We start from the raw sequence: 26,187 nt of genomic DNA on the forward strand, positions 1-26,187 counted from the left end.
CCATGTCCGTCTTTGCCGCCGCCATGGACCGCATCTTCGCCCATGCCGCCATGGCGGTCCCCGCGCTCTGTATCTCGGCCAGCACGTCGGAGGAGCGCCCTATCCGGATTATCCCCCGCGCCCCGGATCGCGTCACCGATTTCGGCGCCGGCCGCTTTGTCAGCGATACGATGGCGGTGGATGTGCGCGTCGCCGACCTGCCGGAACCGCGACCGGGCGATCTGATCGTCATCGGCACGGACAGCCATGTCATCCAGGGAGAGCCACTGCGCGACCGCGAACGGCTGATCTGGACCTTGGACCTGCGACCAGCATGAAGCTGAAGCTCGAGATCACCGATATCGCCAGGCTGATGCAGGCGGAAATCGCCGCTGGCGAAAAGGCTGTGTCTGCCGCGATCAAGGATGCCGGCACCGGCCTCAAGACCGCCTGGCGCGGCCAGATCAGCGGCGCGGGGCTTGGCCCGCGACTTGCGCGCACCATCCGCTCCGAGACCTATCCGAAAGCGCGGCCCAGCCTGAACGCCGCCGCGCTGGTCTGGTCGAAGGCCCCGGTGATCATCTCCGCGCATGATACCGGACCCCTGATCCGGTCCCGGGGCGGGCTGTGGCTGGCAATCCCGACCGAGGCCGCCGGCAAGGGCCGGCGCGGCAAGCGCCCGACCCCGCAGAAATGGGAGGCCAGGACCGGGCTGAAGCTGCGCTTCATCCCCCGCCGAACCGGCCCCAGCCTGCTGGTCGCCGAGGGGCGGCTGAACAGCAAGGGTCGCGCCGTGGCATCCCGTTCAAAGACCGGGCGCGGGCTGACCAGCGTGCCGATCTTTCTCTTGGTCAGGCAGGTCAAGCTGCGCAAGCGGCTCGATCTGGCAAGGGAGGCGGAGCGGGCGGTGAATGGCCTGCCGGAGAAAATTGTGGCCGGATGGCTCGACGGAAAGGTCTGACCCTCCCTTACCTCGTCAATAACCCGCCTCGCGCTGATGGCGCACGGCCAATACCACCGCCGTTTCGCCATCAAACCGGTAGAGAGAAACGTAACCGCTGTCGCCAAAGGCGATGAGCCATTCACGGAATTCCGGCTCCATGTCCTCGACCGGTCGCCCGACGCCAGGTTGATCGCGCAGGATGTTCATGCCCTCGCGGATGGATTTGGCCGCACGGCGGGCGGCATCGGGATTCTTGTCGGCAAGGAAGCGGTAAAGCCGTTCGACATCTCGCAGTGCCGCGGGCGACCAGATCAGTTGTGGCATTCAGGAGCTGCCGCGTCTTCGCCTGCTTCCAATCTGGCGAGCCAAGCATCGGCTTCGTCATGGGTGACATGCTTGCCAGTCGCCTGATATTCCTGCCACGCCTGAAGCCCCGCCTGACGAAACGCCTCACGCTTCTCTTCGCGCTCGACGAACTGCGACACGGCCTCGCGCAGCATCCAATGGGTGGAGCGATCCTTCGCATCCGCCAGCCGCTTGAGGCGGTCGCGGGTATCCTGATCGAGCTTCACGGCAACGGGGCGGACGGCATTCATCGGGGCGGCTCCGAATGAGTATTCACAGGTATTACCTTTAGCATATCCGTGATGCCCGCAGAAGTCACAATCAAGCCAAGGCCTGAAAAATGCCCACCATCCGTGAAACCATCGTCGCCACGCTGCATGCGCGGCTGCTGCCGCTTGCCGCCACCGTCCTGCGTGACGAGGTGCTGCCAGAACGGATCCCGCCTTCGGGGCTGATCATCCTGCGTGACGGCGAGCCGGGGGAACCGGAAGTCACGCTGTCGCCGCTGCGCTACCATTACCAGCACCGGGCCGAGCTTGAGGTGATCGTGCAGGCCGGAACCGGCCGGGCCAGCGCCTTTGACGCACTGATCGCCGCCATTGGCGCAGCGCTGGCGGCTGACCGGACGCTGGGTGGGCTCTGCGACTGGGTCGAGCCGGAGGCCCCGGCCTCGGTCGATCTACCCGTCGAGGGCGCTGCGGCGCTGAAGGCGGCGGTGATCACCGTCGTGTTGCATTACACCACCACCGGCCCCCTGGCCTGACTCCCCACATTGACAAGAGGTTCCCCATGGCACGCGCACAAGGCGCGCGGTCGCAACTCGCGGCTGCGTTCGAGACTGTCTATGGCACGGCCCCGGCCGGCGGCTTCACCCGCATGCCCTTCGCGGCATCCACGCTCAGCGCGGAACAGCCCCTGCTCAGTTCGGAACTGCTGGGCTATGGCCGCGATCCGCTGGCCCCGGTCAAGGATGCGATCACCGCGGATGGCGATCTGACCATCCCCATCGATGCCGAGGCGTTCGGCTTCTGGCTCAAGGCCACCTTCGGTTCCCCCGTCACCACCGGGGCCAGCCCCGGCCCCTACACGCACAATTTCGAGACCGGCAACTGGACCTTGCCCAGCATGGCGATCGAGACCGGCATGCCGGAGGTGCCGCGCTTCGCCATGTATTCCGGTGTCATGGTCAACCAGCTTAGCTGGACCATGCAGCGCTCGGGCCTGCTGACCGCCAGCGCGCAGCTTGTGGCGCAGGGTGAGGCGGTCGCCAGCACTTCGCAGGCGGGAACACCCACCGATTACGATTTGCGCCGGTTCGGGCATTTCAACGGCTCGATCGAGCGCGACGGGGTGGCGCTGGGCAACGTGATCTCGGCCCAGATCACCTATGCCAACAATCTCGACCGGATCGAGACCATCCGCAACGACGGCATGATCGACGGCGCTGATCCGACCATCGCCGCGCTGACTGGTCAGATCGAAGTTCGGTTCGCCGACATGGTGCTGATGAACCAGGCCATCGCCGGGACGCCTTGCGAGTTGGAATTCGCCTACACGCTGGCTTCCGGCGAGAGCCTGACCTTCACCGCTCATGCGGTCTATCTGCCCCGTCCCCGCGTCGAGATCAGCGGGCCGCAGGGGGTGCAGGCCACCTTCGACTGGCAGGCCGCGCGCGATCCGATCACCAGCCGCATGGCGACCATCACCCTTGTCAACAGCATCGAGGAATACTGATCCATGATCCGCCTGAACCTCTCGACCGCCCCGCGCTGGATCGACCTTCTGCCCGGCCTGCGGCTGGAAGTCGCCCCCGTCACCACCGCCATCATGGCCTCGGCGCGATCCGATGCCAGTCTCGACAACCTCGACCCGGATGCGCCGAAGGAGGTGCTGGCCGTGGCGATGGCAAAGGCCGTCGCGCGCCAGGTGGTCACCGGCTGGGAAGGCGTCGGCGATGATGCCGGGGATCCCGTGGGCGTCACGCCCGAGGGCATCGACGCGCTGCTGGATATCTGGCCGGTGTTCGAGGCGTTTCAGGCCGAGGTTCTGGGGCCGCATCTGGTTCTGGATTCGGAAAAAAACGGCTCCGCGCTCTCGCCGAATGGCACTTCGGCGGGGGCGACCGATACTGCGAATCCTGCACCGGACGATGTGCTGACTGCCCACAGCGCCTGAACGCGCCCGAAACGCACGAAGGCTGGCAGGTCTGGGATCTGACCGGGCGTCTCAGCGGGCAGACACGAGCAATCCCCGGCGCGGTTCTCGGCTGGGATATGGGCGCGGCTCTGGAAATGGGCCGCGCCCTCGGCATTGCGCCGGTGGCGGTCGCCGAACTGCTGCCAGTGATCGAGGCCGTGATGATCCGAAAAACCAACGAACAGATCGAAGAGAGCGGCAGGGATGGCTGAGAAAAAAGTCTCCGTTCGGCTTGTGGCCGAGAACGGCCGGCAGGTCCGCGCGGAACTGGAAGGCGTCGGCGATGGCGGCGCGCGCAGCTTTCAGCGCCTGTCGGCCGAGGTGGACAATACCGGCGTCATGCTGCGCCGTCTCGCCAGGATCGCCGCCGGGGTGCTCAGCATCCGGCAGGTGGCGCAATATGCGGACACATGGACCGACCTGCGCTCACGCGTCGATCTGGCGACCGGGTCGCAGGAGCGCGGCGTGGCCGTCATGGACCGCCTCGCCCAGATGGCCCGGCGCACCTATTCCAGCCTCGAGCAGACCACCGAGTCGTGGCTGGCGAACAGCACCGCGCTGCGCGAACTCGGCCTCTCGACCCGCGAGAGCCTCGATTTCACCGAAGCGCTGAATAACGCCATGGTGGTCTCGGGCGCGAAAGCCGAGCGAGCGGCATCGGTCCAAAACGCGCTGTCCAAGGCGATGGCGCTGGGGTCGCTCCAAGGCGTCAATCTGAACACCGTGATCCAGACCGGCGGGCGGGTGGCGGAACTGCTGGCCGAGGAACTCGGCACCACGGTCTCGGGCCTGCGCGAAATGGGAAAACAGGGCCTGATCACCGGCGACGTGATCCGCACCGCGCTGGTCGGCAATCTCGAACTGCTGCGCGAGGAAGCCGACAGCATGCCCGCCACCATCGGCGATGCCTTCACCCTGATCGGCAACGCCGCCCTGCAACTGGTCGGCACCTGGGATCAGCTTCTGGGCGCATCTTCCATGGTCGCCGATGCCCTGATCCTTCTGGCCGACAACCTCGACCGGCTGGCGTCGATCGGGATTGCCTTCGCGGCCTTCATGGCCGGGCGCTGGGTTGCCGCTTTCGTCGCGGCGCGGCTGGCGACCTTCTCGCTCGCCACCGCTCTGACCGTCCTGCGCACCGCCATCATCCGCACCGGCATCGGCGCGCTGATCGTCGCGGCGGGCGAGTTAATCTATTAGTTTTCCTCACTGGTGAAATCGGTAGGCGGCATCGGCACCGCGTTCAAACTGCTGTGGGGTGTGGCGAAGGAGAGCGCTGGCCGCATCGGCCTAGCGTTCCAGGCGGCATTCGCCCTGCTAAGCGCGGCATGGGAGGGCTATCGCGCGCTGGTGTTCACGGTTCTGGATGCCATCGTGAAGGGCACGGTGACCGCCGTTGACCGATATATCGCGGTCTGGGCTGGCGCGTTCGAGTCGGTCAAGGCGATCTGGGGGGTGCTGCCCGGCACCATCGGCGATTTCGCCTTTCAGGCCGCGAACGGCCTGATCGCCGGCATCGAGGCGATGCTGAACGGCGTCGCCACCCGCATCAACAATTTCATCGGCGGCATCAACGCCGCCCTCGCCATGCTGCCGGAATGGGCCGTCGGCGAAGGGGGCGCGCAGATCGGCCTGCTGGACCCGTTCAACCTCGGCCGGATCAACAATCCCTTTGAGGGCGGTGCGTCCGCCGCCGGCGCTGCTGCCGCGGACGCCTTCGCGACGGCCTTCGATCAGACCTATGTTCGGTCCCCCGAACTGTTCGGCAATCTCGCAGATGAGGCGGCTGCGGCGGCCGCCGGATATCTGGACGCAGCGGGAGAACTCGCCGCCGCCACGGTCACGCCGCTGGAAAGCTGGCAGGCCCTGAAGGATGCCGTCATCGCGGTGGGCGAGAAAGGTGCGGATGCGCTGGATGACGCGGCCGATGCCGCCGACCGCGTGGCCGATGCGATGGACAAGACCAGCGGCGCTGCGGGCCGCGCGGGCACCGCCGGGCGCAAGGCGGGCAAGGACGCGAAGGACGGCGCGGACGAAGCTCTGCGAAGCTGGGATGCGGTGGCTAAATCGCTGGCCGACTATGCCGAGAAGGCGCGCAATATCGGCGGCGATATCGGCAACGCACTCGTGAATGCCTTTCAGAGCGCCGAGAACGCCATCGGCGATTTCGTGAAGAGCGGGAAGCTGAACTTCCGCGATCTGGTCACCTCCATGCTGGCCGATCTGGCCAAGCTGGGCGCGCGGCGATTTTTGCTCGGCCCCCTGGCTGGTGTTCTGTCCGGGTTCATGCCCGGCCTCGGGGGCATGTCAGCCAGCGTCATGCATTCCGGCGGCATGGTCGGCGCGGGCGGGTCGAGCCGCATGGTGCCTGCCATGGCCTTCGCCAATGCGCTCCGGATGCACAATGGCGGCTGGGCCGGCCTGCGTTCGGACGAGGTGCCTGCGATCCTGCAGAAGGGCGAGCGGGTGCTGTCCCGACGCGAGGCCGCCGGTTACGGCAATTCGGTCACCGTCAACATCACCGCCCGCGATGCTGAGTCCTTCCGGCAGTCACGCGCCCAGATCGGGGCCGATATCGCCCGCGCGGTCGCCATGGGCAGGAGAGGCATGTAATGGCGTTTCACGAGATCAGATTCCCGGACAATATCAGCCGGGGCGCGCGGGGCGGGCCGGAGCGGCGCACCCAGATCGTAGAGCTGGCCTCGGGCGATGAGGAACGCAACGCGTCATGGGCGAACAGCCGGCGGCGCTATGACGTGTCCTATGGCATCCGCCGTGCCGATGATCTGGCGGCGGTTGTCGCCTTCTTCGAGGCCCGGAATGGGCGGCTGCACGGGTTCCGGTTCAAGGACTGGTCGGATTACAAATCCTGCGCACCATCCGGCACCCCGGCTACGACAGATCAAGTGATCGGCACCGGCGACGGGACCGAGACAGCGTTCCAGATCGCGAAACGCTACACCTCCGGGGCGCAGTCATGGGTGCGGACGATCACCAAGCCCGTCGCCGGATCGGTGCGGATCGCGCTGGGCGGGGTCGAACAAGCTGCGGGCTGGGTGATCGATCCGGCCACCGGGATCGTCACCTTTGCCGCCGCCCCCGGCCCCGGCATCGCCATCACCGCCGGGTTTGAATTTGACGTTCCGGTGCGCTTCGACAGCGATGCGCTGGACGTGACCCTCAACATCGAGCGGCTCGGCTCGATCACCTCAATCCCGCTCGTGGAAATCCGCCGGTGATATCAGCCCTCGCCAATCAGCGCCCGCGCGTCCTTGATGCGCAGAAACAGCGTCATCGGCTCCAGCACCGTCTCGGCAAAACCGGCCCCGACATAAAATGCCTTGGCACGCTCGTTCAGGGCGTGAACCAAAATGGCCGCGATGCCGACCTCATGCGCCGCCGCCGTGATCCGCAGCACGGCATCGCGCAGCAGTGCCCGGCCGAGACCATTGCCCTGCTCAGACACATCCACCGCCAAACGCCCCAGAACGATGACCGGGATGGGGTCGGGCATATTCTGCCGCAGCCTGCGGGGTGCCAGATCGTGGCTGACCGATCCGGCCGCCAGCGCATAGAAACCGACGGCCCGCTGGCCCCGGCACAGCACATAGGCCCGCGACGCGCCAGACACCTGATTGGCGCGGGCTTTGCGCTTCAGCCAAGTATCAAGCGTCGTTGCCCCGGATGCGAAGCCGTCGATCAGATGATCGTCACTCAGCGGCACGGGCGCGCGTAAGGGCTGCATACCCTGCGTCATCTCTCCCATGGCGCGGGCGTGGCCAGCAGCTTGCCCAGCCGTTCATTCGGCGCAGGCGGTGCATCGAGCTGTGCCATGAAGGCGCTGAACTGCTCGGCATCCAGTCGGAATGCGGTGCGGTCGAGCAACGCATCCTCAGCCGCCTGTCGGCTGGCCTCCATCATGAACTCCGAGCGGTTCTTGCCAAGGGCTGCTGCGGCACGGTCGATCAGATCGCGGTCACGCGGGGTGACGCGAAGATTGATCAGTGAACGACGCGGGGCGTCCTCCTTGGATGTTACGGCGGCCATGGCGCGCCCTCCTGCGATGAATTGAACCATAATGTAAAGACACATGCTTTACATTTCAAGCTGCGACTGGACCAGACGATGAAAAGCCTCGCCCCTGACCTGCAATCGCATCTGGACGATGGCACAACGACGCTGGCGTGGTGCTGGCGGATTACCCGCGCCGACGGAATGACCCTCGGTTTTACCGATCATGACCGGGCGCTGGCCTTTGGCGGCACCGATTTCGAGCCGGAAAGCGGGCTGTCGGCTTCGGAGATCCGCGCCGGGTCCGATCTGTCGGCGGATTCGCAGGATGCAGAGGGCGCGCTGACCTCGGATCGGATCACCGAGACCGATATCCTCGACGGGCGCTGGGACAATGCGCTGGTCGAGGTCTGGCGGGTGAACTGGGAAGCCCCCGGCCAGCGGGTGCTGATCCGGCGCGGCTCGATCGGCGAGTTGCGGCGCGGGCGCGTGGCCTTCGTGGCCGAGGTCCGCAGCCTGGCGCATGTGCTGGGCCAGACGGTCGGTCGGGTATTCCAAGGCACCTGCGATGCCGCGCTGGGCGACTCCCGCTGTGGCGTGAACCTGAACGATGCCGCCTATACCGGGACCGGCGCGGTGGTCGATAGGGTCCGCGACCGGGCCTTCACGGCTTCGGGCATCGGCGGCTTCGCCAGCGGATGGTTCGCCTTCGGCTATCTCGAATGGACCTCGGGGCCGAACAGCGACCGGCAGGCCGAGATCATGCTCCATGAACTGGCATCCGGCATCGTCACCATCACGCTGCTGGAAGCGCCGGTGCGCCCCGTCGGAGGCGGCGATGCCTTCACCATCCGCGCGGGCTGCGACAAGCGCAGCGCGACCTGCACGGCGAAGTTCGCCAACATCCTCAACTTCCGCGGCTTCCCGAACATCCCCGGCCAGGACGCGGTGATCCGCTATGCCACCGCCGATGGCGGGCATGAAGGGGCGGTGCTGTGAGGCCCGCCAGCGCAAAGAAGGTGGTGGCCGCCGCGCGCGGCTGGCTGGGCACCCCGTATCACGATCAGGCCAGCGTCCGGGGCGTGGGCTGCGACTGCCTTGGCCTCGCCCGCGGCATCTGGCGCGAGGTGGTCGGCTCCGAGACGCTGCCGGTGCCGCCCTACAGCCGCGATTGGGGCGAGACCGGCACCCGCGAGGTACTGGCCGACAGCGCCGCGCGGGTGATGATCCGCATCGACCCAACTGATGCCGGTCCCGGCGCGGTGGTGCTGTTCAGGATGCGCGCCGGGGCCATCGTCAAGCATGTCGGGATCCTGACCGGCGAGGGCAGATTCATTCACAGCTACGAGCGGCTCGGCGTGATCGAGGAACCGCTCACCCCCGCATGGCGGCGGCGCATCGCCTTCGCCTTCCTGTTCCCGCGCCCGGCACCTGCCCGTCGCAAGAAGAAGTCTTGATCCATGGCAACCATTGTTCTCGGCGCGGTCGGCACCGCCATCGGCGGCGGATTCGGCGGCGCGGTTCTGGGGCTGTCCGGCGCGGCCATCGGCGGCATGATCGGATCCGGCATCGGCTCGATGGTCGATAGCTGGATCGTCTCGTCCCTGATGCCGGGCCAGCGCATCGAGGGGCAGCGCATGGACAGCCTGCGCATGGTCTCGGCGACCGAGGGCGTGGTGATCCCGCGCCTTTACGGGCGGATGCGCATCGGCGGCAACATCATCTGGGCGACCGATTTCCGCGAGGAAGTGAACACCCATCGTCAGGGCGGCGGCAAAGGCGGCGGGCCGAAGGTCACCACCACTGAATACCTCTATTACGCCTCCTTCGCGGTGGCGCTGTGCGAGGGCTCCGAAGCCGGTCCCGCAGGGACCATTCTCTCCAGTGGAGAGAATGGAGGCGGAGGAGGCCCGGCAGGGCGGGGAATCTCCGGCATCGGGCGCGTCTGGGCCGATGGCGAGGTGGTCGATCTCAGCGAGGTGACATGGCGCTGGTATCCCGGCAGCGAGACGCAGCCCCCTGATCCGTTCATTTCCGCGAAGATGGGCGCGGCGAACACGCCGGCCTATCGCGGCACGGCCTATGTCGTGTTCGAGGAACTGCCGCTGTCGCGCTTCGGCAACCGCCTGCCGCAGCTTTCCTTCGAGGTGTTCCGCCCGCTCGATGATGACGACACCGCCGAGGGCCTTGCCCGCGCCGTGACCATCATCCCGGCTTCGGGCGAATTCTCTTATGCCACCCAGATCGTGCGCAAGAATGAAGGCGGCGACAGCAGCGCCGAGAACGTCAACGCCATGGCCGAGACCGCCGACATGGTGGTCTCGCTCGATCGCCTGGAAGCGATGGTGCCCTCGGTCGAGAGCGCCTCGCTGGTGGTCTCGTGGTTCGGCGACGATCTGCGCGCCGGGCAATGCTCGATCCGGCCGAAGGTCGAAATGCCGCAGAAAAACACGACGCCTGCATGGATCGTCAACGGCGTGAACCGCGCCAATGCACTGGTGGTCAGCGAGGACGATCAGGGGCGGCCGGTCTATGGCGGCACCCCGGCCGATTTCTCGGTGGTGCAGGCGATCCGCGAGATGAAGGCGCGCGGGCTGCGGGTCACCTTCTATCCCTTCGTGATGATGGACGTCCCGGCCGGCAACACGCTGCCCGATCCCTACAGCGACAATGCCGCCACCATCGGTCAGCCGGTGCTGCCGTGGCGCGGTCGGATCACCTGCTCGCCCGCTGCCGGCTTCGCCGGGACGGTGGATAAGACCGCCACCGCCGCTGCGCAGGTCAACGCCTTCTTCGGTAATGCGCAGCCATCGGATTTCAGCGTCAGCGATGGCGTCGTGACATGGACCGGCCCCGCTGGGGATTGGGGTTTACGCCGCATGATCCTGCACTACGCCCACCTCTGCACGGCGGCGGGCGGCGTCGATGCCTTCCTGATCGGCTCCGAAATGCGTGGGCTGACCCAGATCAGGTCCGGGGCCTCGACCTATCCGGCTGTGCAGCAGTTCCGCGATCTGGCCGGTGCCGTGCGCGCGATCCTCGGCCCCGACACGAAAATCAGCTATGCCGCCGACTGGTCGGAGTATTTCGGGCACCACCCGAGCGATGGCAGCGGCGACGTGTTTTTCCACCTCGACCCGCTCTGGGCGGATGCGAATGTCGATTTCATCGGGATCGACAATTACATGCCGCTCTCCGACTGGCGCGTCGGCTGGGACCATGCCGACGCGCAGGCCTGGCCCTCGATCCATGACCGCGCCTATCTGCAATCGAACATCGCCGGCGGCGAAGGGTTTGATTGGTTCTATGCCAGCGAGGCCGACCGGATCAGCCAGACGCGGACCCCCATTCTAGACACCATAACGCCGCAGCCTTCGCATGAGGCCATTTCCGCCATGCCTGGCGGATCGCCGACGCTGACCCGGAATCCGGGTGCTACATCGCCGGCCATCCCTGTGGGTGCCCGCAGGGACAGCATGACTCTGGCCTGCACCGTTCGATTCCCCGCGACCATTACGGATGGCCTGATCTTTGAGGTTGGATTTGCACAAGGGATATGGATTGGCGTCTTTGGTGGCACCCTGCGTTTTCTGGTTGATCGGAACCCCGATCGAGAGGTCCAATACGTCGATTATCCTGCAGCGGGTCTTGCCGGCCAAGCTGTCGAAATCGTCGCTGTGCTGGATTATCCGGCAGCAGAAATCTGGCTGGCGATCAATGGTGCAGTGGTCGGGAGAAGTTCGTTTTCCAGCCCCTTCATCGACCTCTGGGCCGCAAACGGGGGGATGGGATATGGCGTCGTCAACGGCGTGAATTTTGGTACGGGTCTAGTCTCTCTGCTTCCATGGCCAGGAGTGCTCTTGTCAAACGCTCAATGGTGGCAGGGAAGCATCCCAACAACAGCGATTGCGCCTCCAGTTGTGGCTGAACCGTGGATCTGGCGATACAAGGATATTCACGGATGGTGGTCGAACCCGCACCGGAATCGTCCGGGCGGGGTTCCCGCATCGGGACCGACCGCATGGGTGCCGCAGTCAAAGCCGATCTGGTTTACCGAACTTGGCTGCCCGGCGGTCGATCGCGGCACCAATCAGCCCAATGTGTTCTTCGACCCGAAATCCTCGGAATCCTTCGTGCCGTATTTCTCGCGCGGCTGGCGCGACGACGCGATCCAGCGGGCCTATCTCGAAGCCACCTGGCTGTTCTGGCGCGATCTGGCCAACAACCCGGCCTCGACCGGATATGCCGGGCGCATGGTCAATGTCTCCGAATGCGCGGCTTGGACATGGGACGCGCGTCCCTATCCGTTCTTTCCCGAACTGTCGGACCTCTGGGCCGATGGCGAGAACTGGCGGCTGGGGCACTGGCTGACCGGGCGGCTGGGCGCGGTATCATTGGCGGCGCTGGTTCGGCACCTCTGCCTGCGCGCTGGCCTGCCGGAAGCATGGATCGACGTCTCAAACCTGACCGACGCGGTGGACGGATATGTCATCACTGCGCTGGAATCGCCCCGGACCTCGATCACCATGCTCGCCCGGCATTTCGGTTTCGATGCGGTCGAGAGCGAAGGCCGGATCCGCTTCGTCATGCGCGGCCGCGCTCCGGTGGCAGCCATCGCCCCCGACGACATGGTCGCCGCCGCCCAGGGCGATGTGATGGACCTGACGCGGGGGCAGGAGACCGAACTGCCGCAGGCGCTCAAATGGCAGATGGCCCGAGCGGACGAGGCGTATGACACGATCACGGTCGAGTCCCGCCGGATCACAGTCGAGGCAAGCCGGGTGTCTTCCGACAGTTTCCCGATGGCGGTGCCGCCCGAGGAAGCCGACCGGCGCTGCCGCCGGGCACTGATGGAGGCATGGGTGGGCCGCGAGACCGGATCGTTCCGGCTGCCGCCGTCTATGCTGGCGCTGGACCCCGCCGACGTGATCCTGCTCGACCATGACGGCCGGCTGGTGGAAATGCGGATCCTGACGGCCTCGGATGCCGAGGCGCGCGCGATCGAGACCATCCGTCAGGACCGCGCCGCCTATGATCTGCCGCCGGGCAGCCCCCGCGCTGCCCATCTGGCCCGCCCGGTGGTGTTCGGCGCGCCGCTGGCCCTGATCATGGATCTGCCGCAACTGCGCGAGGATCACGTGCCGCACCACCCGTTGATCGCCGCCCATGCCCGTCCTTGGCCCGGCCAGATGGCGGTGTTCCGCAGCCCCGATCAGGACGGGTTCGATCTGGTCACGGTGTTCAGCGGCCGGGCGCGCATGGGGGTGCTGACGTCAGACCTCTATTCGGGGCCTCTCGCGCGCTTCGATCTTGGCAATTCGGTCTATGTGGACCTGCTGACCGGGACGCTGAAAAGCGTGACGGACCTGCGCCTGTTCGGCGGCGAGAACAGCCTTGCGGTCGAGCAGCCCACCGGCGGATGGGAAATCCTGCAGGCAGGCGAGGCCGAACTGATCGCGCCCGGCCGCTATCGCCTGTCCCGCCTCCTGCGCGGCCAGCGCGGGACGGATGCCGACATGGCCCCGATGGTGCCCGAGGGCGCGCGCGTCGTGGTGCTGGACGATATGCTGGCCGACCTGCCGGTTGCCGAGGCCGATCTCGGCCTGCCATGGAACTGGCGTATCGGGCCGTCCTCGCGGCCGGTCAGCGACGACAGCTATGTCGCGCAGACCTTCACCCCGACCGCGATGGGCCTGCGCCCGTTCTCGCCTGTCCATGTCGAACAGCCATGGCGGTGGGCGCGGGTGCCTGGCGATCTGACCATCCGCTGGATTCGGCGCGACCGCTCTCTCGCCGCCGATAACTGGAACGCGGTCGAAATCCCCATGACGGAGACCGGCGAAGCGTGGCAGGTCCAGATCCTCGACGGGGCCTCGGTCACGCGAACCCTCACGGCTTCGACCACCAGCGCCGTCTACACCGGCGCGCAGCAGGTGGCCGATTGGGGCGCACCGCTCGGCCCCGGCGCATCCCTCGATATCCGCATTGCCCAGATCGGGCAGGCGTTCGGCGCGGGGGCTGCCCCCGTCACCACCCTCTGGTTCTGATCAGGAGACACGCATGTCCGAGACAACGGCGCACCTCGCGCTGCCCTTCATCATGGCCGCACAGGCCCAGAAGCATGTGACCCATAACGAGGCGCTGCGCCTGCTGGACGGGATCGTGCAACTGGCGGTGCTGGATCGCGACCGGGCCGCGCCACCCGCCAGCCCGGCCGAAGGTGCGCGCCATATCCCCGGCCCCGGTGCAACCGGCGCATGGGCCGGCTGGGACGGCAGCATCGCCTATTGGATAGACGGAGCCTGGATGCGGATCCTGCCCGCGCCCGGCTGGCTGGCCTGGATCGAGGCCGAGGCGCAGCTGGTGGTCTGCACCGGCAGCACCTGGCTTCCGGTGGTCGATGCCATGGGCTTCATTGCGCAGGCCGCCGCCGTGGCCGTGGCGCGGGAGGCAAACGGCGCCAGCACCGGCATGGCGGTGCTGGAAGAAACCCTGACCGGGCTTTCCGGGGCTTCGGTCGACAGCAGCATCCGGATCCCGAACCGCGCCATCGTCCTCGGCGTGTCGGCCCGCACCATCACCGCCGTGCTGGGCGCCAGCTCCTATGATTGCGGCATTGCCGGCGAGCCGTCCAAATTCGGCGGCTCGCTCGGCGTGGCCGTCGGCAGCAGCAATATCGGCGTCATAGGACCGACCGCCTTCTATGCCGACACGCCCGTGCGTCTGACCGCCAATGGCGGCGCATTCGCCGGCGGCGCGGTGCGCATCGCCATCCATTACCTGACCTGCGGCGCGCCGGGTTGAGGTTGAACTCGTGGGAGAGGACTTCATGGACACGATTCGCGAATGGTGGGGCGCGATTATGGCGGCGACCGGTCTCGGCGTCTGGCTGATCCGCCTCGAGGGCACCTCCAGGACGGCGCTGCGCGAGGTCGAACGGCTGGAAAAGCAGCTCGACGCCGACCGCAGGTCCTCATCCGAGGCACGCCGCGAACAGAACGAGATGCTGCGCGAGATGCGCGCCGACATCAAACGCCTGCTGGAGCGCAGCGGCAGCCCGCGGGGCTGACCACCCCTCACCCCGATCAACCAACCGATCCGCCCCGCCATCCTGCGGGGTTTTTCATGTGGAGATCCCGATGACGTATTATCAGCACTGGCGGAATGTTCCGGCGAAGGAATGGCACTGGCCGAACTTCTCACCGGCCGAAATCGCCTGCCGTGGCACCGGCAAGATCCAGATCAATGAGGATGCGCTGGACAGGCTGCAGGAGCTGCGCGTGATGTTGGGCAAGCCGCTGATCGTCAACTCCGCCTATCGCAGCCCGGAGCACAACAAGCGTGTCGGCGGGGCCAAGGCTTCGCAGCACCTGAATGGATGCGCCTTCGATATATCGATGGCCAATCACGATCCGGTCACCTACATCGCCGCCGCGCGCAAGGCCGGATTCAAGGGAATCGGCACCTATCCCCGCTCCAACTTCGTCCATATCGACACCGGCCCCGCCCGGAGCTGGGGCGATCCGTTCTCGGCCCGGCCAAGCCGCTTCGCCGCCGATGCGGCCCCTGCCCGCGAGCACCTGGCCGACAGCCGCACGATCAAGGGCGGCGGCGCGGCCGGGATCGGTACTGTCGGCGCGGCCGGCGTCGAGGTGGTGCAGTCTGCGCTGGCCGAAGCACAGGGCGCGGTGCAACCGCTGATCGGGCACCTCGACACGCTCCGCTGGGTGTTCGTCGCCCTAGCACTCGGTGGGATCGCGGTGACGATCTATGCGCGGCTGGACGATTGGAAGCGGGGGCGGCGATGATTGCCGTTCTCGCTTCGCTCTGGCGGCGGGCACTCCCTTGGCTCACGCTGGCCGCCGCCATCCTCCTGTTCATCCTCGGTACGCGGCGAACCGGCGAGAAGGCCGGGCGCGCGGCCGAGCGGCTGGAAAACCTCGAAAGGACCAATCATGCACGTCAAAGGATGCTGGAAGCCGGGGCTGATCGCCCTCGGGATCGTGATGATCTTCTTGAGCGGCTGCGCGAGGGCGGCTTCTGACCACGCCGCCTGCCCGCCCGTGGTCGAATACCCGGCAGAGTTCCAGCAGCGCGCGGCGGCCGAGGTCCATGCGCTGCCGCCCGGGTCGGCGGTTGAAGGGATGTTGGCCGATTATCACGTCATGCGGCGGCAGGCAGCAGCTTGCAGGTGAAGGTTGCCTTCGGGCGCGCTCCCCCTCGACTGGCATCCCAAATCCAAGCCGAGCGGCAGCGCACCCGTCAAACATCGCAAGTGTCCAGTCTCACGGCACACCTGCGCGGTCGGCAATATATGGGCCGACCATGGTGAGCTCCGAACGGGTTCGCCGCCATTCCCACCGCCGCGCTTGATCCGGCCCACCGTCCGGCGTCTCCCGCGGTCCCCGCGCTTGTCGGGTCCGGGTCCCCATCATCCGCGAACAATTCGCCCGCTATTCTTCCCTATTGTCCTCGTTTTTCGGAGGCGCACCCGGCCGGGACAGGCCCGCCACGATTTGCTTGAGCTCGCCGAGAATTTCGCCGTGGTTCTTTTCGAGGTAGCGGATGAGACGATCATTCGTGAGGAGCCGTTCGACATAGCGACCTGCCACGACAAGACGCAGGTGATCGGGGCCAAGCGTCTCCTCGATCAGCTTGATGTTCTTTTGCAGGCTGGCCATTTCCGCCTTCATGCGCTCGGCTTGCTCACGGGTCACGCCGACAGGCTCTTTCTTCGAGGCCGGATCGACAAGGTCGTCGGCATCGGTCGCGGCCAGAATGGCTTCGGTATAAGCCACGGTGTAATTGTTCGCGGCGATCATCAGTTCGGCCGCCTGAATCTGGCGCAAGGGCTTCATCTTGCGCAGGGACCGGAAACTGTTGACCGGGCAGTGTTTGGCCTTCAGGAGTTCCGCCGCCTCGGGGCAAATACCGTTCAGAAGGGTCCGCTTTCGCCGGATCAGCGCCAAATCCACATTCAGAGCAGCAGCGATACGGGCCTCGGGCACGCCGCGCTCGATGGCGCGCAGGATCATCTTGTGTTCCTGGATCGTGGCGAGGCGGCTGATGCGCTTGTTATAGGTAAAGGATTCGTCGTCGGTAGCGACCAGGCAGGTGACGACGTCCGCGGCCATTTCCTTCAGGACGTGCAGCCGAACATGGCCGTCGAGCAGGATGAACGTGCCATCCTGACCAGGAGCGCGCGCAACCACGAGCGGTTCGATCAAGCCGGCCTCGCGGATCGATGCGGCGATCTGCGCATATTTCTGGCTCTTGGGAACCGTAATCGGCAGTTGCTTGACCGGCAGGATGGCAGCAACCGGAATCTGTTGCAGGACTGGCTCGAATCCCGGCCCCTTGGGCGGGGGCATTTTGCCCATATGTGTCATGTCCGTGGTTCCTTCAGCCCCTCGACCACCATGCGCGGCAGGGAATCGAGTCCCTCGGCGCGAAGCAGGGTCAGAAAATTCTCATCGTTGAGCAGGGACTGAAACGCTGCGTCAAGAAACAGCAGGCTGCCGCGCGTTGACTGCGCCCTGCGGATCATGTCCTGCTGGCGCTCTGCCTCGATACGATAGGCGCGGACCAGCGCCGCCGAGCTCATCCGAACCCCGGATCGCTTGGTGCGCGTGGCACCTTTTTTCCTGCCATGCCGGTGGCGCAGTTCCACCAGCCGCCGTGCTTCCAGCAGCTTCTTGCCCCGCAACTCACCCGAGGCATAAGCTGCCTCCAGCGCCTTCTGCACATCCTTCTCTTCGGCCCGGGTGATATACAGTGCGACGCTGAGGGGCATCTGGCCGGTCTCGACCGCGATCAGCAATCGCTCCTCGCCGTTGGCGATCAACTCGCCGATTTCGTGGACATAGGACTGTGACAATCCTGTCTTTTCGGCAATCTGGATATCCGAACATCCCCGGTCGCGAAGAACCACGATGTCCTGCATGAGTTCCAGCGGTCGTTGCTGGCGGCGGGCGATGTTCTCGATCACGCTGCGCAGTAGCCGTTCGACCTCGTTTGCATCCACGACGATGGCCGGGATATGGGTTTCGCCGAGGGCAACATAGGCCTCCATCCGCCCCTGACCGCACACCAGGCTATAGGTATCTCCTGACCCAGTGTCATCCCGCGCGACGGTGATCGGCTTCTTCAGCCCCACCTTGCCGATACTGTCCACCAGCGCACGAAAGGTCTTTTCCGACCGCTCGCGAGGATTTTCCACTGTAATCGCTGCAATCGGGATGATCCGCACCTCACCGCGGGGCTCACACTCGCTCACCATGGCGCCACCTCGGAAACGGACACGCGGCGGGCCATGTCGAAGAAGAAATCCAGCGTCTCGAATCGAAATGCGTCCAGCATCAGGCCATTCTCCTCTGCAAGCCCCAGAGGTTTGCTCCGCATCTCGAATTGGGGCAGCAGGTAATAGTCGAGCGCGTCGGTATTTGTGCGGTCCATCCGGATGGCGATGGTGATGTCCGGCGCGAGGCCGGTGTCGAAGCGGATCTTCCAGCGCAAGCTGCCCGAGGAGGTTTCCCGACAGCGGGCGACGACAACGGATGCCGTGAATTCGCCGTTGATCGTCAGCAGGTCCGTCACAGGATTTCTGTCCACGGCACCACCAAGCCGGGTGATTTCGTGGATCACGCGCTCGATCTCGTTGCCGTGAAATTGCCGCAACAGGCGGTTGGCTTCGATGTAGCGATAGTCGCGATCCGGGGTGAACCCGACAAGGGAATAGGCCCGGAGCAGGCTGCCGAAGCGATGGGCATAGGCGCCGCTGGAGGGCATGCCGTTCGCCTCGTCGATCACCAGCCCCGAGATGTAGCCATGGCGCTGGAAGAGCCGGGTGAGCCGATCCAGCATCTCGTCGTCGGAAAAGCGACGGTTGCGCGCCGCGATGATCGCCTGCACCTTCTGGAACTGCTTCGGCTCGACGATGGCCTCGAAGGCGCCATTCGAACGGATCCACATCTCCGGACCGTTGGCGACCCGCTTGCGTTTCAATTTGAACGAGCGTCGGTTGTAGACGTTGTTGCCGATGTATTTCTCATTGGTCAGGATCTGGCGGACGGTCGCACGTGTCCAGGCCCGCCCGAGATCGGTGAGGATGCCACGTTCGTTCAGATCGGTCGCGATTTCGCTTTCCGTCCGGCCCTGCTTCAGGAACCGGCGGTAGATCCAGCGCACAGTCTGAACCTCCTCGTCTGGTCCGGGAACAAGGACGACGCGATCTGTCTGAAGGCTCTTGTGCTCACCGCGCTTCAGCTCGGCCTTCACCTCGCCACGTTCATTGAGCAGGGCGCGGCGCAACCCGAAACCGGCCGGTCCTCCCTGACGATAACCGAGTTCAATCAGGCGGCATTGACCTGCAAAGACCTTGACCGACAACTCGCGGCTGTATTCTCCAGCCATGGCGCGCTTGACGCTCTTGATGATGGTCGAATTTGGTGATCCGTCGTTTTCGAATTGTTCCGCGCAATATGCGACCTGCATCCCCGCCTTGCGGCAGCGGTATTCATAATAGGCCGACTCGTCCGTGTCCTGAAATCGCCCCCAGCGTGTGACGTCATAGACGAGGATCACGCTGAATTCGGCTACGCCGGATTCAACGTCGGAAATCATCTGTTGCAAGGCCATCCTGCCGCCGATGATCAGTCCGCTTTTCGCATCATCCGAATAGGTTTTGACAATTCTGATCCCGCGCCGCTCGGCGTATTCGCGAATGGTCTGTGCCTGGTTCTGGGTTGAATATTGCTGATGCTCGGTCGACATCCGGACATATTCCGCAGCAAACAGTTGCTCGGGCGCGTCCGCCAATTCTCCAGATGAAGGTGTCCTTGCCCGAGCCACGCCCGCCTCCCGATCAAATCACGCAGGCAGCGATGACCGAATGGCCCCACATCGTCCGTGTGGGCGCTGATACGAACTGCCGCTTTGATGTCCTTTCCACCTGATTATCGGAAAGGACCGTGGCAATGCGGGCGAAGATGGGCACAATTGTGCCGAAAAAGGGCACAACTGTGCAGATCCAAGCGGATCGAGCCCGGTATCGCGAGGCTGTCGCTGCCGCCCTCCGCACAGAACTGGGCCAGACCCATCAGGCCATCAAGACGGCGATGCGCTGGACAGGCGCAAGTGAACGCGCCGTAAAATACTGGCTTTCCGGAGAGCGGGGACCGAGCGGCGAGCATCTGATCGCGCTGGCCCAACACTCCGACATGGTGCTGGTGACCATTCTGGCCATGGCCAATCGGCTGACGGATGGCCAGCATAGATGTGCAAGTTGCCCCGATCGGCTTCTCGTGTTGCAAATCCCCGGACAGAAACAGAAATCGTCAGAGGATCTGCAATGCCGATGATGACGGATCCTCTTTGTCACCAGTCTGCCCTCCCACTTCGTCGTCAAACTTCCTTGATAGCAGACCACTGACGGCAAGCCTTCTTGATGACGAAATTCTCACTTATTCTGTTGCCAACGCAGTTAGGGGTGACTAGCTTGACATCAACCCCTCTTGACGACAGAATCGGCGCGAATATGGCCACCAAACCCTATGATCTGACAGACGCAGCGACCTATCATGCCGGCGCCTTTCCCCCCGCCACACTTGATTACGAGGCTGTTCTTGGGCCGTTGGAAGAGGCTGCGGCCTCGCTTGCACGATACGATACCAAGATGTCGGGGATGGTTAACGGCGAGTTGTTCCTCACACCCCTTCGGCGTCAGGATGCCGTCACCTCGTCCCGAATGGAGGGAACGATTTCGACCATCGAGGAACTCTATCGCCTGGAGGCAGAAGAGGACGCGGGTAGCGTCGATCCCTATCGGGAAGCGCGCAACGACGATATCGAGACCTACCTCTATTCCCGCGCCCTCCGGAATGCCCAGCAAGCGCTCGCCGAGGGCGCGCCGCTTGGTGAACACCTGATCAGAACCGCACATCAGCAGCTTCTCTCCTTTGGTCGTGGAGCCCGGAAAAGGCCCGGCAGCTACAAGGTCGAGCAGAACTACATCGGGGATGAGAAGCGCGGAAAAATTCATTATGTGCCGATCGCTCCAGAGCACTTGGCGCCCGCCATGACCGATCTGGTCCGGTTCATGAACGAAAGCGCGATGCGACCTCTGATCCGCACGGCCATCGCGCATGTAGAGTTCGAAGCCTTGCACCCTTTCGAGGACGGTAATGGCCGGATCGGCCGGATGCTGATCACGCTGATGCTGTGGAAGCTCGGGATCCTGAGCCAGCCAAACTTCTTCGTGTCAGGTTACTTCGAAGCCAACAAGGACGAGTATATCGAACGGATGCGCGCCGTCTCGACGACAGGCGACTGGACCGGCTGGGTGGTCTTCTTCCTCCAGGCGATGCACGAGCAGGCCACGGTCAACATCCAGACCGCCGATGCGATTTTCCATCTCCACACCGAGATGCGGGAGCGGTTCCGCGAGGTGCTGAATTCGCAGTTCCATGACCAGGCGCTGGATTTCGTGTTCGCGAGCCCGGTGTTCCGCAACGACCGTTTCGTGGATCGATCGGGGATCCCGGCATCTTCGGCACGTGCCCTGTCGAGGCGGCTTGTCGAAGCAGGCCTACTGCGCACCATGGAGCCGGCAGCAGGTCGTCGAGCCGCGCTTTACGCATTCGATCCCCTCCTCGACCTGCTGAAGGTCTGACGGAGCCATTCTGCGCCGCCCGCTGCCGTTGAATATCGGCGGCTGCGGCTGGATACCGTTTTTCTGTCTCGGTGTTGATGTGGCGTTGATGTAACCTGCGAACGCAGAAAGCCCCGCTTGGGTGCGGGGCGTAAGGCGTTGTATTCTTTGATGTTTTTGGTTGCGGGGGCGCACAACCACCGTAACCTACCTGAGCTCAGATGCGCCGTTTAATTTTCCCCTCACCATAACATCAGCATCCGGGGCGCAGTATAGGCTATCCCGGCTTTGTTGCGCAAATGGCTGACGGGATTCATCTTGCGAATCCAGTGTGCTAGGACGTGTTGACAAAAGGGGTTCCAGCGGTCGGCATCCTGTGATTCAAGCTCATCTCTGCTTTGGAGATGATCTTGGCACGCAACCTGATATCCGACGATGAGTGGGCCTTTTTCGCGGGTTTCATTCGTGCCGTCAGGCACCCGAATGGGCGCAAGGCCTCCAACCATCGGCTTGTTCTGGATGGTATTTTCTGGATTGCAAGGACTGGCGCGCCGTGGCGGGACTTGCCCGTGATCAGCCCCACTTGAGTGGTCCATTTTAAAAGTTAGTGCATCGCCGGTCTTTGGTCCATCGGAAGGATGGTTTCCGGGGCTGGCGGGCGATAGCCCAATGCGCTGTGTGGTCGTTTCGTGTTGTAGTGCTTCCTCCATTGCTCGATCAGTATTTGTGCCTCGCGGAGGCTGTAGAAGACTTCTCCATTCAGCATTTCATCGCGGAAGCGGGCGTTAAAGCTCTCGCAATAACCATTCTCCCAGGGCGATCCGGGCTCGATGTAAGCCGTTTTTGCACCGACGGCGCTGATCCAGTCCCGAACGGCTTGGGCGATGAACTCCGGGCCATTGTCGGAGCGGATGAAGGCGGGAACGCCGCGCAAGATGAACAGGTCGGTCAGTGCATCGATCACATCTGTTGAGTTCAACTTGCGCCGCACCCTGATCGTCAGGCATTCGCGGCTGAATTCATCAAGGATGTTCAGCGTTCGAAACACCTTGCCGTCATCGGTGCGGCAATGAACAAAATCATACGACCAGACATGATCCCGGTATTCCGGCCGCAACCGGATACAGGATCCGTCATTCAGCCACAACCGGCCCTTCTTTGGTTGCCTCGATGGCACTTTCAGCCCCTCCCGCCGCCACAAGCGCTCGACCCGCTTGTCGTTCACCTGCCATCCGGCATCCCGCAACAGAGCCGCAATCCGACGATAGCCATAGCGGCCATATTGTCGGGCCAGTTCGATCATGTCGGCGACCAGGCGATCTTCATCCGCTCGCCCTTGCGGCAACTTGCGCTGCGTGGAGCGATGCTGGCGCAGCACCTGGCAGGCCCGACGCTCGGAAACGCCCAACTCACCCCGGACATGGACAGGCGATGGAAGTCGCTTTCCCAAATCGGCTCCATGGCCATCAGCATGGCGCGCTGGACAATGCGGTCTGTCAGGGTCGGTATACCCAGTGGTCGTAGCTTGCCATTGGCTTTCGGGATATAGATTCGCTTGACCGGCTTCGGGCGATAGGTGCCTTTCAGCAGGTTTGTCCGCAGGTCGGCCAGATGGCGATCCAGGCCTCGCCGTTGATCGCCTGCGTCACCAGCGTCTGGTCGGCGAAGCGCACCTCGATCCGGCCGGTGAGCGCGGCGATGGACGGATCCGCCCCGTCGATGCGGCCGTCGCTGCGGATCGTCTCGATCCGGTCGAGGTTGTTGGCATAGGTGATCTCGGCCGAGACCACGTTGCCGAGTGCCGTGCCATTTCGGCTGATCGCACCGTTGAAATGGCCGAAACGCTTCAGCTCCAGCGCGGCCGGCGTTCCGGCGCTGGTGGTTGTGCCGACCGTCTCGCCCTGCGCCACCAGCCGCGCCGTGGCGGTGAGCAGGCCAGATCTCTGCATCTGCCAGGTGACCTGGTCGAGCACGCAGCCGGAATACATCGCATAGCGCGGCACCTCGGGCATGCCGGTCTCGATCGACATGCTGGGCAGCGTCCAGGAGCCCGACTGGAACTCGTGGCTGTACGGGGCCTCCACACCGGTGGTCGTCGGTGTTCCGAAGGCCGCCTTCAGCCAGAAGCCGAAGGCCTCGGCGTCGAGCGGCACCACGACATCGCCATCGGCCGTCACCGCGTCCTTGATCGGCGCCAGTGGATCGCGGCCGTAGCCGAGAAGCTCCGAGTTCAGCAGCGGCTGCTCCGCGCCGAGCGAGGTGCTGGCGAAGGGCATGCGGGTGAAGCCGCTCGCGGGCGGCGTTCCATAGGTCGTCTCGAACGCAAGCGCCATCAGCGCCCGCGCCCCTTGGGCTCGTGCCATGGTGTTCTCCTTTCTCTGCCTCGCTGGGCGGATCACAAAAAGCGGCGTTGCTGCCGAGTTACGCTGGGCTTAGGCTGCACCCAACGGGCTGAGAGCAGAGCTGCTATGGATTTCAAGGACCTATTGCGCCTTCAAGGATACGACCCAGACCTCAGAGAGCGCATTGTCCTGCTGCGCCACCGCCCCTTCGAGACCCGACTTGCCCGCGCGATGCCGTGGATTATCGAAGAACGCCCGGACCTTTTCGAAGTCTACCAGTCCGTCCCCGGCCGACCAAAAGCCGCCTTGCGTCGGGCCGACTTCGTGGCGAGCTTCCTGGGACTCTCGCCCGGCAAAGCGCACTTCGTCGGGCTTTATCGCATCGGCGAGGCGCGCTCGCTCGACCATGATGCCTTCTGGCGCATACCGGAGAACCTTACCCTCAGGGAAATGGGATACGAGGGTTTCACAGCCGATCACGCAGACCGGGTGGGAGCCGAGCTTCAGTTCGACTTGGAGCGCCTTCCTTTCTACAGCAACTGGCGCGGTCGGCTGGTCATCGATTTTCCGCCGCCGGAGCGCTCATGGTTCCGGTGGGTGGACCGCGGGATCTTTCCTGTCAGCACGATCCTCGAGGAAAGCGCTTTCGCAGCCCCGCCGCCTGACTGGCGCGAGATCGATCTCACCTTCGCGGAACTCTTGGCGCTACCGGCGTCTTGGCGGGCGCGGCTCGCTGAATGGCGCGGGATCTACCTCATTTTCGATGAAAGCGATCGTCGGGGCTATGTCGGCTCCGCCTGCGGTCGCGAAAACATTTACGGTCGGTGGCAGGTCTACGCCCGCGATGGTCACGGTGGAAACCGCGAACTGCGCGGCCGCGACCCTCACAATTATCGGTTCAGCATACTCGAACGCCTTGCGCCAGACCTGCCAGCTGAAGATGTCATCGCTCGCGAGAACAGCTGGAAGCTGCGGCTCCATTCGCGGCAACCGTTAGGTCTCAACGCCAACTGAGTCACCCACCAAGAGGATCGTCCGTCGAATAGTGCAAGACGACTTGGATCACGGCGGCCTTTAAGCTGGCCGCGCCCTCGATCGGCAGGTCCACGGGGCGCGGCGCTTCCGCCTCGACCCAGTCGCAGAGGCCGCCCAGCGCGCGGTCGGCGGTGAGCGCTGCGCCGATGCTGGCGGTCAGCGTGTCGAAAGCGGTGTCACGGTCGGCGCCTTGGACCACCGCCTCTATCTCGGCGCGGTGCTGGTAGTGGTAGCGCAGTGGCGACAGCGTCACCTCGGGTTCACCGGGCTCACCGTCTCGGAGGATCAGCAGCCCCTCGGTCGGGACACGCTCGGGCAGAACCTCACCGCGCAGGGCGGTGGCGGGCAGTGCCGAGAGCCGCGCGTGCAGCGCGGCGAGGATGGTTTCGCGAGGGCTGGGCACGGTTCTCTGCCGATCATCACATCAAGAAATGTCGTCTTGTGCGTTTGCACTGACTTCGACACGGTTAAGTTCAGGCGCACTTTTGAGAGGTTCGATAATGCTGTTCAACGTCGACAAGGCTCTCAGTCTCCCGGATATTCGTCACATTGTCGCAAAGCGTGATGAAGTACTCGATCGTTTCGGGCCGATATTCCGAGATCCGCAAAGTCTGACCAAGCAGGACTATCTGGATTTCCTCAGTTTCAAGCACAATCACCACTGGACAGGTTTAGAACGCCTGGGGCGCCGAGCGACAGATGATATGGAAAGTCTACGAGAAGCTATAACCGTCCTAGTAGACGAAACCAAACCGATCGCGGACAGATTTGTTTCCGCCCTTTCCATGGTGAATGGAGCCGGTCCGGCCACTCTCACACCCATATTACTCTTGACATATCCTGATCGCTACGGGGTTTGGAACGGCACCAGCGAACCCGAAATGCGGGAACAAGGTGTATGGCCAGCTTTCCCCCAAGGTACTTCCGAGGGGGAAAGGTATGAAATAATCAATTCCGTGCTCCTTCAGCTGGCAAAAGACTTGAAAGTGGACCTGTGGACACTCGACGCCCTATGGTGGCTGAGCAAGCTGGAACGTCAAAACACTGGCCACTACCTTGGCTCCAAGGACATCGCGATCTGGAACATGGCTGAGCAGGCCAACCAAACGGCGAAGCAGTCCTACGGGCAGACAGTGGAACGAACCATCAAGAACAAGGACCTCCGGCTCTCGAAAGAAGCTCTCATCGCGCATCTTAAAGAGCTGCTGGAGGAAACAGGTGATAGGTGCGCCATTTCAGGAGTTGTCTTGCAGTTTGACGGTCCAGACTTGCAATTGCGACCGTCTTTGGATCGCATTGACAGCTCCGGCCACTACGAACTCGGAAACCTCCAAGTTGTGGCTCGTTTCATCAACTTCTGGAAGCGTGATACCGAGGATTTCGAGTTCCGTCGACTGCTGGCTATTGTACGAGGAGAATCTTAGGCCCGCCCCTTCTGGCCGCTCATGCTCGTGCCTCCACCCAGTTCGCCACGATCAGCCCCGGCACATCGTCCAACACACGATCCGCGTCCCGCGCGAGGTCCAGCCGCTTCGGCAGCTTGACCTGCGGCACCAGCAGGAAGATCTTGACCTTGTAGCTCTCCTTGCTCTCGCCGAGCGTGCCGCGCTTGAACTCGCCGCTCTCGCCGACCTCAAGCAGTTGCGGCGCTTCGCCGAGCTGGACCCGGTGCATCGCCTTGAAGTCGG

General features: G+C 64.2%; 27 protein-coding genes and 6 pseudogenes. 22 read left to right on the top strand and 11 right to left on the bottom strand.

The window, feature by feature from the left end; genetic code table 11:
* Nucleotides 1-2: 2 nt before the first annotated feature.
* Nucleotides 3-317, top strand: coding sequence for a head-tail joining protein (locus tag JHW40_RS02565; protein WP_090616567.1), 315 nt, complete (start codon nt 3-5; stop codon nt 315-317).
* The gene (locus JHW40_RS02570; protein ID WP_090616569.1) at nt 314-940 is read left to right on the top strand and encodes a DUF6441 family protein; all 627 of its coding nucleotides are present in this window, start codon (nt 314-316) and stop codon (nt 938-940) included. Before JHW40_RS02565 ends, JHW40_RS02570 begins: the two co-directional genes overlap by 4 nt.
* A gap of 15 nt (nt 941-955) precedes the next feature.
* On the opposite strand, the gene JHW40_RS02575 is transcribed toward JHW40_RS02570, so the two are convergent.
* A complete protein-coding gene (locus tag JHW40_RS02575) occupies nt 956-1,246 on the bottom strand; it encodes a type II toxin-antitoxin system RelE/ParE family toxin (protein WP_090616571.1) in 291 nt (96 codons plus the stop codon).
* Entirely contained in the window at nt 1,234-1,518 is a 285-nt protein-coding gene (locus JHW40_RS02580; protein ID WP_090616573.1) for a CopG family ribbon-helix-helix protein, read from the bottom strand. Before JHW40_RS02580 ends, JHW40_RS02575 begins: the two co-directional genes overlap by 13 nt.
* An 89-nt stretch (nt 1,519-1,607) precedes the next feature.
* On the opposite strand from JHW40_RS02580, the gene JHW40_RS02585 reads away from it, so the two are divergent.
* The 7 genes from JHW40_RS02585 (at nt 1,608) to JHW40_RS02610 (ending at nt 6,702) form a co-directional block, all read left to right on the top strand.
* A complete protein-coding gene (locus JHW40_RS02585; protein ID WP_090616575.1) occupies nt 1,608-2,030 on the top strand; it encodes an acyl-CoA transferase in 423 nt (140 codons plus the stop codon).
* A gap of 26 nt (nt 2,031-2,056) precedes the next feature.
* Nucleotides 2,057-3,001 (top strand): phage tail tube protein, encoded by a 945-nt coding sequence (locus JHW40_RS02590; protein WP_090616577.1) that lies wholly within the window; start codon nt 2,057-2,059, stop codon nt 2,999-3,001.
* Nucleotides 3,002-3,004: 3 nt separating this feature from the next.
* Nucleotides 3,005-3,442, top strand: a complete 438-nt coding sequence (locus JHW40_RS02595; RefSeq protein ID WP_090616578.1) for a hypothetical protein — start codon at nt 3,005-3,007, stop codon at nt 3,440-3,442.
* A 98-nt stretch (nt 3,443-3,540) separates the two neighbouring features.
* A complete protein-coding gene (locus JHW40_RS02600) occupies nt 3,541-3,675 on the top strand; it encodes a DUF7697 family protein (protein WP_272849035.1) in 135 nt (44 codons plus the stop codon).
* Complete coding sequence (locus JHW40_RS24005; protein ID WP_336390100.1) at nt 3,668-4,663, top strand: tape measure protein; 996 nt, start codon at nt 3,668-3,670, stop codon at nt 4,661-4,663. The genes JHW40_RS02600 and JHW40_RS24005 overlap by 8 nt, the downstream gene beginning before the upstream one ends.
* A 12-nt stretch (nt 4,664-4,675) precedes the next feature.
* Nucleotides 4,676-6,076: a phage tail tape measure C-terminal domain-containing protein gene (locus tag JHW40_RS24010; RefSeq protein WP_336390101.1), complete on the top strand. Its 1,401-nt coding sequence runs from the start codon at nt 4,676-4,678 to the stop codon at nt 6,074-6,076.
* Nucleotides 6,076-6,702, top strand: a complete 627-nt coding sequence (locus tag JHW40_RS02610; RefSeq protein ID WP_090616582.1) for a DUF2460 domain-containing protein — start codon at nt 6,076-6,078, stop codon at nt 6,700-6,702. Before JHW40_RS24010 ends, JHW40_RS02610 begins: the two co-directional genes overlap by 1 nt.
* Nucleotides 6,703-6,704: 2 nt before the next feature.
* Here the strand turns inward: JHW40_RS02610 and JHW40_RS02615 are convergent, their stop codons facing one another.
* Both JHW40_RS02615 and JHW40_RS02620 read right to left on the bottom strand, forming a co-directional pair.
* Nucleotides 6,705-7,220, bottom strand: coding sequence for a GNAT family N-acetyltransferase (locus JHW40_RS02615; RefSeq protein ID WP_211657400.1), 516 nt, complete (start codon nt 7,218-7,220; stop codon nt 6,705-6,707).
* Entirely contained in the window at nt 7,217-7,510 is a 294-nt protein-coding gene (locus JHW40_RS02620) for a type II toxin-antitoxin system TacA family antitoxin (protein ID WP_090616586.1), read from the bottom strand. Before JHW40_RS02620 ends, JHW40_RS02615 begins: the two co-directional genes overlap by 4 nt.
* 78 nt (nt 7,511-7,588) lie before the next feature.
* On the opposite strand from JHW40_RS02620, the gene JHW40_RS02625 reads away from it, so the two are divergent.
* From JHW40_RS02625 to JHW40_RS02655, 8 genes and pseudogenes are all read left to right on the top strand, one after another.
* Nucleotides 7,589-8,473 carry a DUF2163 domain-containing protein gene (locus JHW40_RS02625; protein ID WP_090616588.1) on the top strand — a complete coding sequence of 295 codons (885 nt, stop codon included), beginning with the start codon at nt 7,589-7,591 and terminating at the stop codon, nt 8,471-8,473.
* The gene (locus JHW40_RS02630; protein WP_090616590.1) at nt 8,470-8,931 is read left to right on the top strand and encodes an NlpC/P60 family protein; all 462 of its coding nucleotides are present in this window, start codon (nt 8,470-8,472) and stop codon (nt 8,929-8,931) included. Before JHW40_RS02625 ends, JHW40_RS02630 begins: the two co-directional genes overlap by 4 nt.
* A gap of 3 nt (nt 8,932-8,934) precedes the next feature.
* Nucleotides 8,935-10,848, top strand: a pseudogene (locus tag JHW40_RS24080) (baseplate multidomain protein megatron); the annotation flags it as partial.
* 525 nt (nt 10,849-11,373) lie between these two features.
* A pseudogene (locus JHW40_RS24085) lies at nt 11,374-13,521 on the top strand (baseplate multidomain protein megatron); the annotation flags it as partial.
* Between the two features lie 13 nt (nt 13,522-13,534).
* The gene (locus JHW40_RS02640; protein ID WP_090616593.1) at nt 13,535-14,278 is read left to right on the top strand and encodes a DUF2793 domain-containing protein; all 744 of its coding nucleotides are present in this window, start codon (nt 13,535-13,537) and stop codon (nt 14,276-14,278) included.
* Between the two features lie 25 nt (nt 14,279-14,303).
* A complete protein-coding gene (locus JHW40_RS02645; protein ID WP_090616595.1) occupies nt 14,304-14,543 on the top strand; it encodes a hypothetical protein in 240 nt (79 codons plus the stop codon).
* A gap of 70 nt (nt 14,544-14,613) precedes the next feature.
* On the top strand, nt 14,614-15,282 hold the full coding sequence (locus JHW40_RS02650; RefSeq protein WP_244519324.1) for a YcbK family protein: 669 nt from the start codon (nt 14,614-14,616) through the stop codon (nt 15,280-15,282).
* Complete coding sequence (locus JHW40_RS02655) at nt 15,279-15,518, top strand: hypothetical protein (protein WP_090616597.1); 240 nt, start codon at nt 15,279-15,281, stop codon at nt 15,516-15,518. The genes JHW40_RS02650 and JHW40_RS02655 overlap by 4 nt, the downstream gene beginning before the upstream one ends.
* Nucleotides 15,519-15,927: 409 nt before the next feature.
* Here JHW40_RS02655 and JHW40_RS02660 read toward each other — a convergent pair whose 3' ends face one another.
* Genes JHW40_RS02660 through JHW40_RS02670 form a run of 3 tightly spaced genes read right to left on the bottom strand, consistent with a single transcriptional unit; the run spans nt 15,928 to nt 19,246 of the window.
* Nucleotides 15,928-16,863 carry a plasmid partitioning protein RepB C-terminal domain-containing protein gene (locus JHW40_RS02660; protein ID WP_090616599.1) on the bottom strand — a complete coding sequence of 312 codons (936 nt, stop codon included), beginning with the start codon at nt 16,861-16,863 and terminating at the stop codon, nt 15,928-15,930.
* A complete protein-coding gene (locus tag JHW40_RS02665; protein ID WP_211657401.1) occupies nt 16,860-17,693 on the bottom strand; it encodes a ParB/RepB/Spo0J family partition protein in 834 nt (277 codons plus the stop codon). The genes JHW40_RS02660 and JHW40_RS02665 overlap by 4 nt, the downstream gene beginning before the upstream one ends.
* Nucleotides 17,694-17,746: 53 nt before the next feature.
* Nucleotides 17,747-19,246 carry a recombinase family protein gene (locus JHW40_RS02670; RefSeq protein ID WP_090616613.1) on the bottom strand — a complete coding sequence of 500 codons (1,500 nt, stop codon included), beginning with the start codon at nt 19,244-19,246 and terminating at the stop codon, nt 17,747-17,749.
* A 203-nt stretch (nt 19,247-19,449) separates the two neighbouring features.
* Between JHW40_RS02670 and JHW40_RS02675 the strand changes: the two genes are divergently transcribed.
* From JHW40_RS02675 to JHW40_RS02685, 3 genes and pseudogenes are all read left to right on the top strand, one after another.
* Nucleotides 19,450-19,833 (top strand): hypothetical protein, encoded by a 384-nt coding sequence (locus JHW40_RS02675; protein WP_090616603.1) that lies wholly within the window; start codon nt 19,450-19,452, stop codon nt 19,831-19,833.
* Nucleotides 19,834-19,919: 86 nt separating this feature from the next.
* On the top strand, nt 19,920-21,143 hold the full coding sequence (locus JHW40_RS02680; protein ID WP_244519325.1) for a Fic family protein: 1,224 nt from the start codon (nt 19,920-19,922) through the stop codon (nt 21,141-21,143).
* A 383-nt stretch (nt 21,144-21,526) separates the two neighbouring features.
* Nucleotides 21,527-21,691: pseudogene (locus JHW40_RS02685) on the top strand (transposase); the annotation flags it as partial.
* A 35-nt stretch (nt 21,692-21,726) separates the two neighbouring features.
* On the opposite strand, the pseudogene JHW40_RS02690 reads toward JHW40_RS02685, so the two are convergent.
* Nucleotides 21,727-22,542: pseudogene (locus tag JHW40_RS02690) on the bottom strand (IS3 family transposase); the annotation flags it as partial.
* A gap of 205 nt (nt 22,543-22,747) precedes the next feature.
* Nucleotides 22,748-23,485 (bottom strand): annotated as a pseudogene (locus tag JHW40_RS02700) (phage tail tube protein); the annotation flags it as partial.
* A gap of 105 nt (nt 23,486-23,590) precedes the next feature.
* Between JHW40_RS02700 and JHW40_RS02705 the strand changes: the two are divergent.
* Nucleotides 23,591-24,478 carry a GIY-YIG nuclease family protein gene (locus JHW40_RS02705; RefSeq protein WP_090616658.1) on the top strand — a complete coding sequence of 296 codons (888 nt, stop codon included), beginning with the start codon at nt 23,591-23,593 and terminating at the stop codon, nt 24,476-24,478.
* 1 nt (nt 24,479) lies between these two features.
* On the opposite strand, the gene JHW40_RS02710 is transcribed toward JHW40_RS02705, so the two are convergent.
* Nucleotides 24,480-24,902 carry an acyl-CoA transferase gene (locus JHW40_RS02710; protein WP_090616656.1) on the bottom strand — a complete coding sequence of 141 codons (423 nt, stop codon included), beginning with the start codon at nt 24,900-24,902 and terminating at the stop codon, nt 24,480-24,482.
* 97 nt (nt 24,903-24,999) lie between these two features.
* Here JHW40_RS02710 and JHW40_RS02715 point away from each other — a divergent pair, with 97 nt between their 5' ends.
* Nucleotides 25,000-25,923 carry a hypothetical protein gene (locus JHW40_RS02715; protein ID WP_090616654.1) on the top strand — a complete coding sequence of 308 codons (924 nt, stop codon included), beginning with the start codon at nt 25,000-25,002 and terminating at the stop codon, nt 25,921-25,923.
* Between the two features lie 19 nt (nt 25,924-25,942).
* Here JHW40_RS02715 and JHW40_RS24300 read toward each other — a convergent pair.
* A pseudogene (locus JHW40_RS24300) lies at nt 25,943-26,065 on the bottom strand (DUF6441 family protein); the annotation flags it as partial.
* Between the last annotated feature and the right edge of the window lie 122 nt (nt 26,066-26,187).

Origin of the sequence: Paracoccus alcaliphilus, assembly GCF_028553725.1 — a bacterium.
Taxonomy (GTDB): domain Bacteria; phylum Pseudomonadota; class Alphaproteobacteria; order Rhodobacterales; family Rhodobacteraceae; genus Paracoccus; species Paracoccus alcaliphilus.

Coding starts and splice junctions, on each gene's coding strand:
- JHW40_RS02595 (WP_090616578.1), top strand. CDS start 3,005: ATGATCCGCCTGAACCTCTCGACCGCCCCGCGCTGGATCGACCTTCTG.
- JHW40_RS02565 (WP_090616567.1), top strand. CDS start 3: ATGTCCGTCTTTGCCGCCGCCATGGACCGCATCTTCGCCCATGCCGCC.
- JHW40_RS02655 (WP_090616597.1), top strand. CDS start 15,279: ATGATTGCCGTTCTCGCTTCGCTCTGGCGGCGGGCACTCCCTTGGCTC.
- JHW40_RS02660 (WP_090616599.1), bottom strand. CDS start 16,863: ATGACACATATGGGCAAAATGCCCCCGCCCAAGGGGCCGGGATTCGAG.
- JHW40_RS02650 (WP_244519324.1), top strand. CDS start 14,614: ATGACGTATTATCAGCACTGGCGGAATGTTCCGGCGAAGGAATGGCAC.
- JHW40_RS02570 (WP_090616569.1), top strand. CDS start 314: ATGAAGCTGAAGCTCGAGATCACCGATATCGCCAGGCTGATGCAGGCG.
- JHW40_RS02715 (WP_090616654.1), top strand. CDS start 25,000: ATGCTGTTCAACGTCGACAAGGCTCTCAGTCTCCCGGATATTCGTCAC.
- JHW40_RS02575 (WP_090616571.1), bottom strand. CDS start 1,246: ATGCCACAACTGATCTGGTCGCCCGCGGCACTGCGAGATGTCGAACGG.
- JHW40_RS02620 (WP_090616586.1), bottom strand. CDS start 7,510: ATGGCCGCCGTAACATCCAAGGAGGACGCCCCGCGTCGTTCACTGATC.
- JHW40_RS02680 (WP_244519325.1), top strand. CDS start 19,920: ATGACGAAATTCTCACTTATTCTGTTGCCAACGCAGTTAGGGGTGACT.
- JHW40_RS02590 (WP_090616577.1), top strand. CDS start 2,057: ATGGCACGCGCACAAGGCGCGCGGTCGCAACTCGCGGCTGCGTTCGAG.
- JHW40_RS02580 (WP_090616573.1), bottom strand. CDS start 1,518: ATGAATGCCGTCCGCCCCGTTGCCGTGAAGCTCGATCAGGATACCCGC.
- JHW40_RS02675 (WP_090616603.1), top strand. CDS start 19,450: ATGCGGGCGAAGATGGGCACAATTGTGCCGAAAAAGGGCACAACTGTG.
- JHW40_RS02615 (WP_211657400.1), bottom strand. CDS start 7,220: ATGACGCAGGGTATGCAGCCCTTACGCGCGCCCGTGCCGCTGAGTGAC.
- JHW40_RS02610 (WP_090616582.1), top strand. CDS start 6,076: ATGGCGTTTCACGAGATCAGATTCCCGGACAATATCAGCCGGGGCGCG.
- JHW40_RS02645 (WP_090616595.1), top strand. CDS start 14,304: ATGGACACGATTCGCGAATGGTGGGGCGCGATTATGGCGGCGACCGGT.
- JHW40_RS02585 (WP_090616575.1), top strand. CDS start 1,608: ATGCCCACCATCCGTGAAACCATCGTCGCCACGCTGCATGCGCGGCTG.
- JHW40_RS02670 (WP_090616613.1), bottom strand. CDS start 19,246: ATGTCGACCGAGCATCAGCAATATTCAACCCAGAACCAGGCACAGACC.
- JHW40_RS02705 (WP_090616658.1), top strand. CDS start 23,591: ATGGATTTCAAGGACCTATTGCGCCTTCAAGGATACGACCCAGACCTC.
- JHW40_RS02600 (WP_272849035.1), top strand. CDS start 3,541: ATGGGCGCGGCTCTGGAAATGGGCCGCGCCCTCGGCATTGCGCCGGTG.
- JHW40_RS02640 (WP_090616593.1), top strand. CDS start 13,535: ATGTCCGAGACAACGGCGCACCTCGCGCTGCCCTTCATCATGGCCGCA.
- JHW40_RS02625 (WP_090616588.1), top strand. CDS start 7,589: ATGAAAAGCCTCGCCCCTGACCTGCAATCGCATCTGGACGATGGCACA.
- JHW40_RS24005 (WP_336390100.1), top strand. CDS start 3,668: ATGGCTGAGAAAAAAGTCTCCGTTCGGCTTGTGGCCGAGAACGGCCGG.